The organism is Streptomyces barkulensis (assembly GCF_002843305.1).
Lineage (GTDB): Bacteria > Actinomycetota > Actinomycetes > Streptomycetales > Streptomycetaceae > Streptomyces > Streptomyces barkulensis.
Map to the genome: position 1 here is coordinate 17,709 of NZ_PGSG01000117.1, position 14,961 is coordinate 32,669.

At 72.8% G+C, this 14,961-nt stretch carries 12 protein-coding genes; 8 read left to right on the top strand and 4 right to left on the bottom strand.

Annotated elements, in window-relative coordinates; all coding sequences use genetic code 11:
- Nucleotide 1: 1 nt before the first annotated feature.
- The 3 genes from CUT83_RS31250 to CUT83_RS27500 are packed head-to-tail and all read right to left on the bottom strand — an operon-like array spanning nucleotide 2 to nucleotide 4,128.
- Entirely contained in the window at nucleotides 2-1,804 is a 1,803-nt protein-coding gene (locus CUT83_RS31250) for an MFS transporter (RefSeq protein ID WP_241524834.1), read from the bottom strand.
- A complete protein-coding gene (locus CUT83_RS27495; protein WP_101258519.1) occupies nucleotides 1,686-2,897 on the bottom strand; it encodes a CaiB/BaiF CoA transferase family protein in 1,212 nt (403 codons plus the stop codon). Before CUT83_RS27495 ends, CUT83_RS31250 begins: the two co-directional genes overlap by 119 nt.
- A 7-nt stretch (nucleotides 2,898-2,904) precedes the next feature.
- Entirely contained in the window at nucleotides 2,905-4,128 is a 1,224-nt protein-coding gene (locus tag CUT83_RS27500; RefSeq protein WP_101258520.1) for a cytochrome P450, read from the bottom strand.
- 250 nt (nucleotides 4,129-4,378) lie between these two features.
- Between CUT83_RS27500 and CUT83_RS27505 the strand changes: the two genes are divergently transcribed.
- The 5 genes from CUT83_RS27505 (at nucleotide 4,379) to CUT83_RS27525 (ending at nucleotide 10,134) form a co-directional block, all read left to right on the top strand.
- Complete coding sequence (locus CUT83_RS27505; protein WP_093852299.1) at nucleotides 4,379-5,500, top strand: epoxide hydrolase family protein; 1,122 nt, start codon at nucleotides 4,379-4,381, stop codon at nucleotides 5,498-5,500.
- A 99-nt stretch (nucleotides 5,501-5,599) separates the two neighbouring features.
- A complete protein-coding gene (locus CUT83_RS27510; RefSeq protein WP_277347718.1) occupies nucleotides 5,600-6,892 on the top strand; it encodes a cytochrome P450 in 1,293 nt (430 codons plus the stop codon).
- A complete protein-coding gene (locus CUT83_RS27515; RefSeq protein WP_101258521.1) occupies nucleotides 6,889-7,926 on the top strand; it encodes an MDR family NADP-dependent oxidoreductase in 1,038 nt (345 codons plus the stop codon). The genes CUT83_RS27510 and CUT83_RS27515 overlap by 4 nt, the downstream gene beginning before the upstream one ends.
- Nucleotides 7,927-8,064: 138 nt before the next feature.
- On the top strand, nucleotides 8,065-9,177 hold the full coding sequence (locus CUT83_RS27520) for a winged helix DNA-binding domain-containing protein (protein WP_101258522.1): 1,113 nt from the start codon (nucleotides 8,065-8,067) through the stop codon (nucleotides 9,175-9,177).
- 198 nt (nucleotides 9,178-9,375) lie between these two features.
- Nucleotides 9,376-10,134: an SDR family NAD(P)-dependent oxidoreductase gene (locus CUT83_RS27525; protein ID WP_101258523.1), complete on the top strand. Its 759-nt coding sequence runs from the start codon at nucleotides 9,376-9,378 to the stop codon at nucleotides 10,132-10,134.
- Between the two features lie 65 nt (nucleotides 10,135-10,199).
- Here CUT83_RS27525 and CUT83_RS27530 read toward each other — a convergent pair whose 3' ends face one another.
- Nucleotides 10,200-10,898 carry a YczE/YyaS/YitT family protein gene (locus CUT83_RS27530; RefSeq protein WP_101258524.1) on the bottom strand — a complete coding sequence of 233 codons (699 nt, stop codon included), beginning with the start codon at nucleotides 10,896-10,898 and terminating at the stop codon, nucleotides 10,200-10,202.
- Between the two features lie 767 nt (nucleotides 10,899-11,665).
- Between CUT83_RS27530 and CUT83_RS27535 the strand changes: the two genes are divergently transcribed.
- The 3 genes from CUT83_RS27535 (at nucleotide 11,666) to CUT83_RS27545 (ending at nucleotide 14,934) form a co-directional block, all read left to right on the top strand.
- Complete coding sequence (locus CUT83_RS27535; RefSeq protein WP_101258525.1) at nucleotides 11,666-12,259, top strand: NADPH-dependent FMN reductase; 594 nt, start codon at nucleotides 11,666-11,668, stop codon at nucleotides 12,257-12,259.
- 241 nt (nucleotides 12,260-12,500) lie between these two features.
- Nucleotides 12,501-13,751, top strand: a complete 1,251-nt coding sequence (locus CUT83_RS27540; protein ID WP_101258526.1) for an MFS transporter — start codon at nucleotides 12,501-12,503, stop codon at nucleotides 13,749-13,751.
- 46 nt (nucleotides 13,752-13,797) lie between these two features.
- A complete protein-coding gene (locus CUT83_RS27545; protein ID WP_101258527.1) occupies nucleotides 13,798-14,934 on the top strand; it encodes a nucleotide disphospho-sugar-binding domain-containing protein in 1,137 nt (378 codons plus the stop codon).
- Nucleotides 14,935-14,961 lie beyond the last annotated feature (27 nt).

Genomic DNA, 14,961 nt, shown 5'->3' on the forward strand with positions numbered 1-14,961 from the left:
ATCAGGCGGTCGCGCCGGCCGCCCGCTCCTCCGTGACCGCGTCCTCGGGGCCGTCCTGGCGCAGTCGCCGCGGGACGGCGAACAGCAGGAAGAACACCACCGCGGTGATGCCGATGAAGGTCCACAGCAGGGTCTGGAAGCTCGCCGCGAAGGAGACGCCCGTGGTGTCCTTCGCGTACGGCTCCAGGGTCTCGGCGACGGCCGGCTCGCTCAGGACGGTCGCCGAGGAGCAGCTCTCGGGCACGATGGCCATGTCCTTCTCGCCCGCGCGGTCCACCGTGCACGTCCGGTAGGCCGCGACGGCCTCGTCGGCCCGCTCCGGGGAGAGCCCGGCGACGGCGACCAGATCCTTGCGCAGCTGTGGCGCCTGGTCGTCCACCGCGGCCCCGGTGTTGCCGACGAGCCCGCCGAAGAAGACCACGCTCACCAGCGCGCCGCCGATGGCGAAGCCGAGCTGGGTGTTGGTGTTGACCAGGCCGGACGCGGAACCGGCGTCCTTGTGCGGCACCTCGGAGGTCACGATCAGCGGCAGCGGGGTGGCCACCGTGCCGAAGCCCAGGCCGATCAGGAACAGCGGGATGGCCAGGTGCCAGGAGGTGACCTGGCTGCCGTACTCCCCGGCGACCCAGATGTACGCGCCCAGGCCGGCGACCAGGACGACCGCGCCGACCTGGAGCGCCTTGCGGCCGAACTTCGGCACCAGGATCATCACCGACGTCGTCGCGGTCATGAAGGCGCCGAGGCAGAACGGCAGGCTGGTGAGGCCCGCGCGCATCGGGGACCAGCCCATGCCGATCTGCATGTACAGCGTCCAGCCGATGGTGAACATGCCCATGCCGATGTAGAAGATGAGGTTCACGGCCAGGCCGGAGGAGAAGCTGCGGGTGCGGAACAGCCCCAGCTCGACGAGCGGCGATCCGTCCTTGCGGATCTTGTGCTTCTGCCACAGGACGAACCCGGTCAGCACCAGCAGCGATCCCGCCATGGAGACGAAGCCCAGCGTCGGCCAGCCCATCTCGCGGCCCTGGAGCAGCGGGAAGATCAGCATCAGCATGCCGACGGTGGCCAGCAGCACGCCCGTGACGTCCAGCCGCAGCGCCTGCGGCGCCCTGGACTCGGTGATCACCTTCGAGCCGTAGAACAGGCCGAAGAGACCGACGGGGACGTTGACCAGGAAGATCAGCCGCCAGTCGAGGCCGAACAGGTTCCACTGCACCATCAGCCCGCCCAGCGCGAGGCCGAGCGTGGCGGCCAGACCGCCCACCAGGCCGTGCAGCGCGAAGGCGGTGCCCCGCTCCTTGTTGGAGAAGGTGACGTGGATGATGGAGAGCACCTGCGGGACCATGATCCCGGAGAAGGCGCCCTGCAGCACGCGGGAGACCACCAGCTGCCACGGCTCCTGGGCGAGCCCCGCGGTCAGGGAGGTCAGGGTGAAGCCGGCCACGCCGATCAGGAAGACCTTCTTGCGGCCGAAGATGTCGCCGAGGCGGCCGCCGAGGATCAGCAGCAGGGCGAAGGCCAGCTGGTAGCCGACCAGGATCCACTGGATCGCCGAGTAGCCGGCGCCCAGTTCGCGCTGCATGGAGGGGGCCGCGACGTTGGCGATGGTGCCGTCCAGCAGGTCCATGAAGGCCGAGACCAGCAGTACCAGCAGGGCAGCCCAGCGCAGGGGGTCGAGCTTCACCTCATCGGTGGGGGCTTCGGCCGAGGCGCCGGCCGACCCGTCGGCCGGCGTACCAGCCCCCGCCTGTTCCCTCGGCCTCTCCACCTCCGTCTCCACGGACGGGACGTGCTCCGACGAAATCGTCATGGCCTACCTCTCTGGTTTTCTCGGGGGACGTACGGCGAAATGAGGCCGCGGACGGCCGGCCCCAGCCTGACTCGGCCCGCTGGGGTCCCGGTGGAGTCCGGCTGAAGCGCGGCGCGGGCGCGGTCGGGCCGCTGCCGCGGGCCAGGTGGTGCGGATGGGAGGCCGCCTCCTCCACGGTGAGCACCGGGGTGGCGCACGCCTCGGTCCCGGCGAAGCGGGCCGTCCAGGTGTCGCGGTCGTACCGGGCGAAGCGCTCCTCGAACAGCCTTTCCAGCACGGGCCAGTTGGCCGTGTCGTCGCGGTCCGGGAGCGATCCGGGATCGAGGCCGAGCCCGTCCAGCAGGGCGGTGTAGAAGCGCTCCTCCAGTGCCCCGACGGCCATGTGGCGGCCGTCGGCGCACTCGTAGCAGCGGTAGAAGGGGGCGCCGCCGTCGAGCAGGTTCGTCCCGCGCTCATGGCGCCACTGGCCGCTGCCGGCCATGCCCACCAGCATCCCGAGCATCGCGCCGACGCCGTCCACGATCGACGCGTCGACGGTCTGCCCGAGACCGGAGGCCTCGCGTTCGCGCAGCGCCGCCAGCACCCCGACGACCAGCAGCATCCCGCCGCCGCCGAAGTCCCCCAGCAGGTTCACCGGGGGCACGGGCGGCCCGCCGGCCCGCCCGATCGCGTGCAGGGCCCCGGTCAGGGCCAGGTAGTTGATGTCGTGGCCGGGCTCCCGCGCGAGCGGCCCCTCCTGGCCCCAGCCGGTCATCCGCGCGTACACCAGGGCGGGGTTGCGCGCGCGGCACTCCCCGGGGCCGATCCCCAGCCGCTCGGCGACCCCGGGCCGGAAGCCCTCGACGAGCACGTCGGCCGCCTCCACCAGCGACAGCAGTTCCGCCACGCCCCGGGGGTCCTTCAGGTCCAGCGCGAGCGACCGCCGCCCGCGGTCCAGCACCACGTGCCAGTCCGGGAACGAGCGGCGGCCGTCGGACCGGTCGACACGTACGACGTCCGCGCCGAGGTCGGCGAGCATCATGCAGGCGAAGGGCGCGGGCCCGATCGCGGCGAGCTCCACGACCCTCAGCCCCTCCAGAGGGCCCATCACCGGCTCACTCGTCCCAGGCGACCGGGAGTCCCCACAGGCCGTAGATGATCGCGCGCTCCTTGGAGCGGATCTCCTGGAAGGGCTTGGCCAGCCGCAGGGTCGGGATGCGCTCGAAGAGCCTGCCCCACACCAGCTGGAGCTCCAGCCGGGCCAGGTCCGCTCCGATGCAGTGGTGCAGGCCGTGGCCGAAGCCGAAGTGGCGGCGGTTGCCGCGGGCGAGGATCAGCTCGTCGGGGTCCTCGAACACCTCGGCGTCGCGGTTGGCGGTCAGACCGAGGCAGAGGATGCCGTCGCCCTTGCGGATGGTGGCGCCGGCCAGCTCGATGTCGTCGGTGGCCACGCGCGGCACGGCCGCGTCGCCGATGGTCAGGTAGCGGACCAGCTCCTCGACCGCCGGGCCGATCAGCTCGGGGTCGGCCTTCAGCTGCTCCAGCTGCTCGGGGTGCTCCAGCAGGCAGGCGGTGCCCAGCGAGATCATGCTGGCGGTGGTCTCGTGCCCGCCGTTCATCAGCAGCCGGCACAGGTTGACCAGATCGCGGGCCTCGTACTCCTCGCCCGACTCGCGGTACTCGGCGATCGCCCGGCTGAGCAGGTCGTCGCCGGGCTCCTTCTCCTTCTTGGCCACCAGGTCGAACAGGTAGTCGTTGACGTCCACCAGGGCGGCCTGGCGCTCGGCCATGGTCGCGGTGCCGCCCAGCAGGGTGGTGCCGTTGACCTGGAAGAACTCGTGGTCCTCGTAGGGGATGCCGAGCAGCAGGCAGATCACCGTCATCGGCACCGGCAGGGAGAGGGCGTGGTGCATGTCCACGCCGGGGCCCTGCTCGATCATCGCGTCGATCGCCTCGTCGACGATCTTCTCGATCTGCGGGCGCAGCATCTGCACACGCCGGTTGGTGAAGGTGACGGCGGCCTTGCGGCGGACCTTGGTGTGCTCGGGCGGGTCGTAGCCGATGAAGGACGTCTCGGTGCGGAACTCCGGCGGGGCGTCGAAGTAGAAGGGGAAGTTCGCCTCCTTGCGCGAGGCGCTGGTGCGCGGGTCGGTCAGCAGCTGGCGCATGTTCTCGTGCCCGGTGACCGCCCAGACCTTCAGTCCGGTCGTGAGCGGGACCTGCTTCACGGGCTCGTCGGCGAACTGCGCGTACTGCTCGGGCTGGGAGAACGGGCACTTCCGCTCGTAGGGGAAGGTCTCCTCCGCTGCCGCACCGGTCTGTTCGGCTTGTGTGCTCATCGCTGGTCCCTCCTCGTCAGGACGGCTGCGACGCTGACACCCGCCTCTGGAGAGAGGCATGAACAGGGCTCGAACCGCCCTTCCTCCGCCCCGGGCGCTGTTCGACCCGGTCTCTAGGCCGCGTCCGTAGCGTGCGGCCCGTCCGGTGGGGCGGCCCGTCCCGGCCCGACCCAGCCGGCCCAACCGGTCCGGCCAGCCCAGTCCAGCCAGCCCAGTCCAGCCAGCCCAGTCCAGTCCTGGAGGAACGCCGATGAGCACGGCAGTGACGCCCTTCCGCGTAGCGGTCCCCGAGGCGGACCTCACCGACCTGAGGGAACGGCTGGCCAGGACCCGCTGGCCCGAGGCCGAGACCGTGGGCGACTGGTCCCAGGGCGTCCCCCTGGAGTACCTGGAGGAGCTGGCCGGCCACTGGCGCGACGGCTACGACTGGCGCGCGACCGAGGCGCGGCTGAACGCGCTGCCGCAGTTCCGCACGGAGATCGACGGCCTGGGCGTCCACTTCCTGCACGTGCGCTCCCCGCACCCGGACGCCATGCCGCTGCTGCTCAGCCACGGCTGGCCCGGCTCGGTCGTGGAGTTCCTGGACGTCGTCGGCGCGCTGACCGACCCCGAGGACCCGGCCGACGCGTTCCATGTGGTCTGCCCCTCCCTGCCGGGTTTCGCCTTCAGCGACAAGCCGGCCGAGGCGGGGTGGACGATCGAGCGCACCGCCGCCGCCTGGGACGAGCTGATGTCCCGGCTGGGCTACGGCCGCTACGCCGCGCACGGCACCGACTGGGGCTCGTTCCTCACCGCGATCCTCGGCGAGACCCGCCCGGAACGTCTGGCGGGCATCCACATCGCCATGCCCTTCGCGCGCCCGCCGCAGGAACAGGTGGAGCTGGACGAGCGGGACCTGGCCGGGCTGGCCGCGCTGAAGGAGTTCCAGCAGAGCGAGGGCGCGTACTCCGTCCTCCAGGCCACCCGCCCCCAGACCCTCGGCTACGGCCTGACGGACTCGCCGGCCGGGCAGCTGGCGTGGATGGTGGAGAAGTACTGGGCCTGGAGCGACCACGACGGCGACCTGGACAAGGTGATCCCCCGGGACCGGATCCTGGACGCGGTGTCGGTCGCCTGGTTCACCGCCACCGGCGCCTCCTCGGCCCGCGTCTACTGGGAGAGCCACAACAAGATGGCGCTGGGCCCGGTGGGCGTGCCCACCGCCTGTTCGCTGTTCCCCAAGGACGGCCGGATGCCGCGCGCCTGGTGCGAGGGCCGCTTCACCGACCTGCGCCGATGGACCGACCACGACCGCGGCGGCCACTTCCCCGCCCTGGAGCAGCCCGAACTGCTCGTCGGCGAGCTGCGCTCCTTCTTCCGCCCGCTGCGCTGACGCCCGCCGCCCGGGGCCGCGCACCGCACCCGCACCCGCACCGCAGCCCACGCACCGCACCGCACCGCACCGCGAGCCGAGACCGTGAAAGGCGACGCCGTGACCGTCCACCAGGCCCCTGCCGGCACCTCCTCCGAGGCCGCACACGCCCCCGAGCCCCTGCCACCCTTCCCGTTCCCGGGGTCGAGCTACCGGGGCCCCGCCCCCGCCTACGCGCGGCTGCGCGCCGAGCGGCCCGTCGTACGGGTGGGGACGGCCGGCGGCGGCCACGCCTGGCTGGTGACCCGGCACGCGGACGTACGGGCCGTGCTGGAGGACCCCCGGTTCAGCCGGGCCGCGATGTACGCACCCGGCGCCCCGCGCTTCAGCGGCCTGTTCCAGGCCCCGCCGGGCATGATCGTCTCCCTCGACCCGCCCGACCACACCCGGCTGCGCGCCCTGGCCTCCCAGGCGTTCTCGCCCGGGCGGATCGAGGGCATGCGGCCGCGGGTGCGCGAGCTGGCCGGTGAGCTGCTGCGGGACCTGGAACCGGAGGCGGACCGGGGCGGACCGGTGGACCTGGTGGCGCGGTTCGCCGCCCCGCTGGCGATGGCCGTCATCTGCGAACTGCTGGGCGTGCCCGGGGAGGACCGCGGACGGTTCCACACCTGGGTGCGGCGGTTCGCCGATCTGTCGGCGCCCGAGGAGCAGGCGGTGGAGGCCCGCGAGAGCCTCGGCGCCTACATCGCCTCCCTGGTGGCCGCCAGGCGCGCCGAACCCGCCGTCTCGCCCGGCTCCGCCGGTGACGTGCTGTCCGCGCTGGCCGCCGCCCGGCTCGGGGAGGACCGGCTGAGCCAGGAGGAGCTGATCGGCCTCGGGTACACCCTGCTGGGGGCCGGATTCGACTCCTCGGCCGGGCAGATCGCCAACTTCACCCTCACCCTGCTCGCCCACCACCCGAAGCTGTGGCGCCGGCTGGGCGAACACCCCGGGGAGGTGCCGGCGGCCGTCGAGGAGCTGCTGCGCACCGTCAACCTCAACGCGGACGACACCTCCGGCCTGCCCAGGCTCGCCACCGAGGACGTGGCCGTCGGCGGGACGGTCGTCCCCGCGGGCGACGCGGTGTTCGTCTCCTTCGCCTCCGCCAACCGCGACGAGGCGGTCTTCGCCGACCCCGGACACCTCGACCCCTCCCGTGCGGACAACCCGCACCTGGCGTTCGGGCACGGCATCCACCACTGTCTGGGCGCTCCCCTGGCCCGCCTCGAACTCTCCGTGGCACTGGAGGAGCTGACCCGCCGTTTTCCCGGGGCGCGGCTCGCCGTGCCCGCCGCCGAGATCCCCTGGCGGACCGGCGACGTCAACCACAACCCGCTCACCCTCCCTGTGGAACTGCGAAGGAGCACCTCATGAGCACCGCCGTCCTGCCCGACACCCTGCCCGCCACCAGCCTCGAAGTGCGGCTGGCCGCCTACCCGGACCCCGAGGGCGAGGTCACCCTCGACCACTTCGCCATGGGCGAGAGCGAACTGTCCGAGCCCGGCGAGGGCCAGGTCGTCGTCCGCAACGACTGGATGACCCTGGGCTCGGTCGCCCGCGACCAGATGAACCCGGCCACGAAGCTGCCGATCCCGGTCTTCCAGCCGGGAGTGGCGATGTGGGGCCGCACCGTCGGCACGGTCGTGCGGTCCAGCAGCCCCGACCTGGCCGTCGGCGACCTCGTCGAGCACTTCTCCGGCTGGCGGCAGTACGCGGTCGGCTCCGCGCAGGAGTTCTTCCGCCGCGACCGCGGTCTGCTGCCCGGCCCGGAGTACTTCCTCTCCCAGGGCCCCACCGCCTGGCACGGGATGGTCGACACCGTCGGCGCCGGCGAGGGCGAGACGGTCTTCGTCTCCGGCGCCACCAACGGCGTCGGCGCGCTGGCCGGGCAGATCGCGAAGCTGCGCGGCGCGAAGCGCGTCATCGGGAGCACCGGCTCCCGGGAGAAGATCGACTTCCTGGTGAAGGAGATCGGCTTCGACGCCGCCTTCGACTACCACGACGGCCCGGTGGCCGAGCAGCTCGCCGAACTGGCCCCCGACGGCCTGGACGTGGTCTTCGACAACGTGGGCGGCGAGCAGTTCGAGGCGGCCGTCCGGCTCGCCAACCGCGGCGCACGGTTCGCCCTGTGCGGCGCGCTCGCCGGGCAGCACGGCGGGGACGGCGGCAGCCCGCGCCTGCCGCTGATGACCGCGATCAGCCGGGACCTGTCGTTCCGCGGCTTCGCCACCCTCCACACCCCCGACCAGATCGACGGCTGGAACGAGCGGTTCGGCGCATGGCTGAGGGAGGGCCGCATCGTCTTCCCGCACACGGTCGTCGACGGCGGAGTGGAGGCGCTGCCGCAGGCGTTCGTGGATCTGCTCCGGCGCCGCTACAGCGGTACCGTCCTGGTCAAGCTGTCCTGAACCTCCGCCCGCCCTCCCCGAACCCCCACCGCGCGGCGGTGCCCCCGCGACGTCCTTCCACGTCGCGGGGGCACCGCCGCGCGTTCGCCGTACCACCGAAGCCGCACCACCGAAGCCGCACCACAGGAGAGGACCCCTATGACGACCGGAACGCCGAGCGTGCTGGACCGGCGGGCGCTCAACCGGGCACTGCTGGCACGGCAGTGGCTGCTGGAGCGCACCGCCGCCTCCGCCTCCGACGTCCTGGAGCACCTGGTCGGCATGCAGGCCCAGGCCCCCAACCCGCCCTATCTGGGCCTGTGGACCCGTATCGCCGGCTTCCGCCTCGACGATCTGGCCGATCTGGTGAGGAAGCGTCAGGCGGTGCGCCTGGTGCTGATGCGCGGCACGATCCACCTGGTCACCGCCCGCGACTGCCTGGCCCTGCGCCCGGTGCTGCACACCTCCCTGACGCGCGGTCTGAGCAGCTCCTTCGGGCGCCAGTTGACCGGACTGGACCTCGCCGAGGTGGCCGCCGAGGGCCGGCGTCTGGTCGAGTCCGAGCCCCTGACCCTGGGCGAGCTGGGCAAGCGGCTGGCCGAGCGGTGGCCGGACCGGGACGCCTTCGCCCTGGCCAACGTCGTACGCGCCCTGGAGCCGCTGGTGCAGGTGCCGCCGCGCGGCCTGTGGGGCGAGAGCGGGCAGGCCGCGCACACCACCGCCGAGGCCTGGCTGGGCGAGCCGCTGTCCGCCGACGACTCGGCGCGTCAGGTGGTGCGGCGCTATCTGGCGGCGTTCGGCCCGGCCACGGCCGCGGACATGCAGACCTGGTCCGGCATGACCCGGATGGCCGCGGTGTTCAAGGACCTCCGCCCCGAACTGGCCGTCTTCCGCGACGAGAAGGGCCGGGAGCTCTTCGACCTCCCGAACGCCCCGCGCCCCGGCCCCGACGCCCCGGCGCCCGTCCGCCTGCTGCCGGAGTTCGACAACGTCCTGCTCTCCCACGCCGACCGCACCCGGATCCTCACCGACGAGCAGCGCCGGCTGATCATCACCCGCAACGGCCTGGTGAAGTCCACCTTCCTGGTGGACGGTTTCGTGGCCGGGACCTGGCGGATCGACCGGAGGAAGAAGGCGGCCACGCTGGTCCTCGAACCCTTCGCCGCGCTGAAGGCCGCGGACCGCGAGGCGCTCGCCGGGGAGGCCGAGCGCCTGCTCGCCGCGGCCGCCGACGACGCGGGCGCCCGCGACATCCGCTTCGAGGCCCCCTGAGGGTGCGGCGCCCGGCCGGCAGGCCGTCCGGCCGTGCGCTCCCCGCCCTCCGGCCGGGCTCGACCGGCGGTGCAGCGGCCCGGGCTGTACTGGCCGCCGACCGCACCCGGCCCGTCCACCCGGCCGGCCGTCCAACCGGCCCGTCCAACCGGGTGTCCAACCGGGTGTCCACCCATCCGGCCCAGACAGGGAGCACGCATGTCGGACAAGCCCTTCGCCGATCAGACCGTCGTCGTCACCGGAGGCGGGACCGGCATCGGCCGGTCCGCCGCCCTGGCCTTCGCCGACCTCGGCGCGAAGCACGTGGTCGTCACCGGCCGCCGCGCCGAGCGCCTGGCGGAGGTCGCCGCCCTGCACCCCGCCGTCGTCACGGTGACCGCCGACGTCCGCGAGGAGACGGGGGCCGAGGCCGTGGCCGCCGCCGTCACCGAACTCGGGGGAACGGTGGACGTCCTGGTGCACAACGCGGGCGTCTTCCGCTTCAGCCCGCTGGAGGCCCTGTCCGCCCAGGCCGTCCGCGAGGTCGTGGACATCAATCTGGTCGGACCGCTGCTGCTCACCGGGAAGCTGCTGCCGATGCTGCGCTCCCCCGGGGGCGGCATCGTGCTGGTCTCCAGCCGCGCGGGCCACAACGCCTCCCCGGGATCCTCGGTCTACGCCGCGAGCAAGGCGGGCGTCCACAGCCTCACCCGCAGCTGGGCGGCCGAGCTGGCGCCGAAGGGCATCCGTGTCAACGCGGTCGCCCCGGGCTTCGTCCGCACCGAGGCGTATGCGGCCAACGGGCTGGGCCCGGAGCAGGTGGAGGGCCTGTTCGAGGGCGTGAAGCACCAGGTGCCGCTGGGCCGCGTCGGCGAGACCGACGACGTCACCCCCTGGATCACCCGCCTCGCCGAGCCCTCCAGTTCCCTGGTGACGGGCCAGATCATCACCCTCGACGGCGGCATGGACGTCGCCTGACCGCCGTTCCGGGCCCCGCACGCGCCCCGGGCCCCGCGCGGGGCCCGGGGCGCGGGGGCGTGCGCTCAGCGGGCGCTGCCCAGGACCGGCCGCAGGGAGCGGGACGATCCGGCCGCGGGAGCGGCCAGACCGTGGTTGGTCAGCTTCAGGACCCGCGCGTTGAAGGCCATGAAGGGCTGGATCAGTCCGTCGACGAAGACCAGGAAGGCCAGGGTCCCCACGCCGACCGGACCGCCCAGCAGCCAGCCCAGGGTGAGCAGTACCGCCTCGACCCCGGCCTTCGCCGCCCAGAACGGCACTCCCATGCGCTGGTGGAGCGAGATGACGATGAGGTCCATGGCGCGTATCCCGGTGCCGCTCATGATGATCAGGCCCGACCCGTAGGCGCACAGCAGCACCGCCAGGGCCAGCGCGGGCACCGGCCGGATCCACTGCGGGTCGGCGAGCCGCATCAGGTCGATGAGGCTGCCGCAGAGCAGGAACGTCACGAACGGCATCACCACCGGGCGGCGGCGGTTCCACACCGACCACAGGGCGACGCAGACCGCGGCGATCATCGCCTGGGCCAGCCCGATGGTCAGCGGCACGTGTTCCAGGATCCCCAGGGAGAGGACGTCGAGGGGGTCGACGCCCAGTCCCGAGTGGATGAACAGCGTGGCGCCGGAGGCGAAGACCACGCAGCCCACCAGGTAGAGGGCGTAGCGGGGGAGCCTCCCGCGCAGTCCCGTGTCGGAGGGACGTGCGGGGGTGAGCGGATGCGACATGACACCGGTCCCTTGGTCGGTCGGTCACGGGGAGGCGGGCCGCGGACGGCCCGAAGGCGTGGGCGGGGCACGGCGGCCCCGGGGAGCGGGCCTCGGCGGCCCCGCCCACGCCAAGTAAACTACACGGTGCAGTTTCTTCTGTGAACCGTGCATTTCCGGCCACCCGGCCTCCGCTCCCGGCGACCCCCGCCTCCGGCGGACCCCGGCCTCCGGCCGGCCCCGGTCGACCCCGGTCGGCCCCGGCCGCCCCCGGGGAATCTCGCGGAGAATTTGAGAGAATCTGACGTCGATTGACACGGATTTGATGAATCTAATTTTCCTGACACAGGTTTGCGGTCGTCCCCTGCGAATACCCTTGACGCGGCACGACCCACCCGAAGAACCTGTCCACTAGGTTCCCTTGCTCTGTACCCCGGCCGTTCGGACACCGCATGGTCCGCCCCTCCGGAAAACCCCGCCGATCCCGCGCCGCCGTTTTCCGGAGGGGCGCCTTCCGCTCTTCGTGCAGGCCGGCGCGGGAGCACCGCGCCCTCGCCCGTCCGCCCGTCCACCCTTCCGCCCTTCCGCCCCGGAAACGGCCGACCGGCGAAAACACCCGGCCGCCGCCGCGGCCCGCACATCCGAACTGCAATTCTTCGTCAGATTTCTTGTTGAATCCGATCGCCTCCGAAGAGAATTACTGCTGTGCTCGCAACCTCCTTTTCGGCGGTTGCGCAACGGAGCGCCACATCGAGGCAGCCTGCCCTGCCAGAAACCCGGAGTGGAATATGTCGGAAGATGCCGTCAAGCTGGCCGTCATCATCGGGAGCGTGCGCGGTGGACGGTTCGGGCCGACCGTGGCCCGATGGTTCGCGGGCCAGGCCGAGAAGCACGGTGGCGTGAGCGTCGATCTGATCGACCTCGTGGACCACCCGCTGCCGCTGGTCATGCCGCCCTTCGGCGAGGAGCCGGACGCCGGGACGAAGGAGGTCTACGAGAGCCTCCGCGTGCGGCTCGAGGCCGCGGACGCGTTCGTGGTCGTGACGCCCGAGTACAACCACACCACCTCCCCCGTCCTGAAGAACACCATCGACTGGTACCTGGACGAGTGGAAGGCCAAGCCGGTGGGCCTGGTCTCCTACGGCGGCATGGGCGGCGGCCTGCGCGCCGCCGAGCACCTGCGGCAGATCTTCGCCGAGGTCCACGCGCTCACGGTGCGCGACATGCTCAGCTTCCACAACGCCTGGGACAAGTTCGAGCAGGACGGCAGGCCGGTCAGCCCCGAGGGCAGCGAGCCCGCGGCCAAGGCCCTCCTCGACCAGCTCCTGTGGTGGGGACGGACGCTGCGCGAGGCACGCGCCAGGACCCCCTACACCGGCTGACCCGCCGCACCGGCCGACCCCCGCACCGGCTGACGCCGGCCGCCCGGCGGCCGGGCGGCGCGGAGCCGCCCGGGCCCCCTCCCCTCCGGGCCGGGCACCGCCCCCCGGCCGCCGGGCGTGGGTCTCCCCCGACTCGTTCGCCCCTCCGGCACCACGGCACGTTCCCGGGTTGACTTGAAGTTACGTTCAAGTTGGAGGGTCTGTATCGGCGTACCCACCGCTCACCGAATGGAGCCCTTCGATGACCCCTCCCGAGGAAGGCCGGAGCGTAGGCCGCCCGGCCCCACTGGTCATACTGCTGCTCGCGTCGACCCTCACCATCATGGCCGGTGCCGTCGTCGCGCCCGTGCTGGAGGTCATACGCAGCGATCTCGGCGTGGGCGGTACCGCCGCGGGTCTCATCATCACCACCCACGGTCTCGCCACCGCCCTGGCCAGCCCCCTCGCGGGATGGCTGATCGACCGCTGGGGAGTGCGCGTCCCGCTGGCCGGAGGGCTCGTCCTGTACGGCGTGGCGGGCGGCGCCGGAATGGTCACCGAGTCCTACGCCGCGCTGATCGCCAGCCGGTTCGTCTTCGGCCTGGGGGCCGCGGCGGTCTTCACCGGCACGACGGTCGCCCTGCTCGCCTACTACCGGGGAACGGCGCGCGACAAGGTGATGGGCTGGCGGTCCACCGCCATCAGCCTGGGCGGCGTCGCCTGGCCGCTCCTGGCCGGCGCCCTCGGCGAGTTCTCCTGGCACACCCCCTTCGCCATCTACACCCTCGGCATCCCGCTCGGCCTGGCCACGCTGCTGGTGCTGCCGCGCGCCGCCGCGGCCGGGACCGACCGGGACGAGAAGGGCGGCGGCATCCTGCCGCTGCTGCGCCGCCGTCCCGCGATCCTGGGGTACTACGCCATGCTGATCGTGGCGTCCCTGCTGCTGTACAGCCTGGCCGTGTTCGCCCCGATCCGGCTGGGCGAGGTCGGTGTCCGGGCGCCGTTCATCGTGGCCCTCGTCAGCATGGCCAACTCCGTCGCCATGACCCTGGTCGGCCTCGCCTACGCCAAGGCCCGGGCGGGCCTGGGCTACCGCAGGCTGCTCCAGCTCGTCGCACTGCTGTGGGTGACCGCCTTCGCGATCATGTCCACCACCGGATCGCCCGTGCTGATCGCGGTCGCCATGGGCCTGTTCGGCCTGGGCATGGGACTGCAGATGCCCGCCGTGACCGTGCTCATCGGGGACTCGGCCCCGCCGGACCTGCGCGGTCAGGCGACCGCGCTGTCGGGCACCGCCAGCTTCGCCGGCCAGTTCGTCTCGCCCCTGCTGCTGGGGCCGCTGGTCGACACCACATCGGTCAGGACCGGATACCTGGCCGCCGCCGGCATCGCGCTGGTCCTGCTGGTCGTCCTCCTGGTCGTCAGGCTGAACGACCCCGGCGAGACCGCCGGGGAGCAGGACACCCCGAAGGACCCCGCGGTGCCGGCCGCCGGAACCACCAAGGAGGCGTAGCAGCCCGCCGCGGCGCCGCCGACCACCGCGAGACCTGGAGGAGATAGTGAGAGCACTGTTCATCGGCGCCGGGAGTCCCGCGATCGTCTTCGGACTGGTGCCGCTGGCGAACGCGCTGCGCAGCGGCGGACACGAGGTCTTCATGGCCGCGAACGAACCGATGATGCCCTCGGTGTCGGGCAACGGGATCCCCGCGGTCTCCATGGCCGAGCACGACATCTGGCACTACGTGTGGACCGACCGGAACGGCGACCCCCGGACGTTCGTCAAGGGCTTCGAGGAGGAGATGCGCTTCACCGGGGGCTGGTTCGCCCACCTGGGGGCCGAGGGCTACGCCACGCTCCGCGCGTTCACCGGGCAGTGGCGGCCGGACATCGTGGTCGGCGGCACGATGTGCTACGCGGCGCCGCTGATCGCCGCCCGTCTGGGGGTGCCGTACGTACGGGTCGCCTGGGACTCGGGCGACTGGCGGTGGACGGACGAGGGGGCGCTGCCGGTCCTGGAGCCCGAACTGCGCGAGCTGGGACTGGACCGGATACCGGAGCCGGACCTGCGCATCGAGATCTACCCGCCGAGCCTCACCCCGCCCGACGCCTTCCCCGACGCGCAGCTCATGCGCTGGACCCCGGGCAACCTGCAGCGGAAGGCCGAGCCGTGGATGTACTCCCGGCCCGAACGCCCCAGGGTGTGCCTGACGGCCGGCAGCCGGGCGAGCCGCGAGCGGAGCCTGGAGTTCCTGCGGGGACTGGCCGAGCGGATCGCCCCGCTGGACGTGGAGATCGTCATCCCCGCCCCGGAGGAGCTGGCGTCCGAACTGCGCCGGGTGCTCCCCGGCGTCCGCACCGGCTGGCTGCCGCTGGACGTCGTGGTCCCCACCTGCGACCTGGTGGTCCACCACGCCGGGGGCGCCACCACCATGACGGCCATGAGCGCGGGCGTCCCCCAGCTCGTCGTCTCCGAGACCCTCGCCTTCCTGCCCCCGGTGCGGCGGCTGGCCGACTACGGGGCGGCGATCTCGCTGGCGCCCGACGACGCCACGGACGAGGCCGTCGCCACCGCGTGCCGCGAGCTGCTCTCCGAGCCCTCCTACCGGGAGCGGGCGGGGGCGCTCGCCCGGGAGCTCGCCGAGCTGCCGCCGCCTTCGGAGTTCGTCCCGCAGCTGGAGAAGCTGGCCGCGCGCTGAGCCGCCCGCGGGCCACCCGCAGGAGCC

What these genes read in the sequence shown, in the direction of transcription:
- CUT83_RS27495 (WP_101258519.1), bottom strand. Translation starts at nt 2,897, where the DNA reads ATGGGCCCTCTGGAGGGGCTGAGGGTCGTGGAGCTCGCCGCGATCGGG.
- CUT83_RS27500 (WP_101258520.1), bottom strand. Translation starts at nt 4,128, where the DNA reads ATGAGCACACAAGCCGAACAGACCGGTGCGGCAGCGGAGGAGACCTTC.
- CUT83_RS27505 (WP_093852299.1), top strand. Translation starts at nt 4,379, where the DNA reads ATGAGCACGGCAGTGACGCCCTTCCGCGTAGCGGTCCCCGAGGCGGAC.
- CUT83_RS27515 (WP_101258521.1), top strand. Translation starts at nt 6,889, where the DNA reads ATGAGCACCGCCGTCCTGCCCGACACCCTGCCCGCCACCAGCCTCGAA.
- CUT83_RS27520 (WP_101258522.1), top strand. Translation starts at nt 8,065, where the DNA reads ATGACGACCGGAACGCCGAGCGTGCTGGACCGGCGGGCGCTCAACCGG.
- CUT83_RS27525 (WP_101258523.1), top strand. Translation starts at nt 9,376, where the DNA reads ATGTCGGACAAGCCCTTCGCCGATCAGACCGTCGTCGTCACCGGAGGC.
- CUT83_RS27530 (WP_101258524.1), bottom strand. Translation starts at nt 10,898, where the DNA reads ATGTCGCATCCGCTCACCCCCGCACGTCCCTCCGACACGGGACTGCGC.
- CUT83_RS27535 (WP_101258525.1), top strand. Translation starts at nt 11,666, where the DNA reads ATGTCGGAAGATGCCGTCAAGCTGGCCGTCATCATCGGGAGCGTGCGC.
- CUT83_RS27540 (WP_101258526.1), top strand. Translation starts at nt 12,501, where the DNA reads ATGACCCCTCCCGAGGAAGGCCGGAGCGTAGGCCGCCCGGCCCCACTG.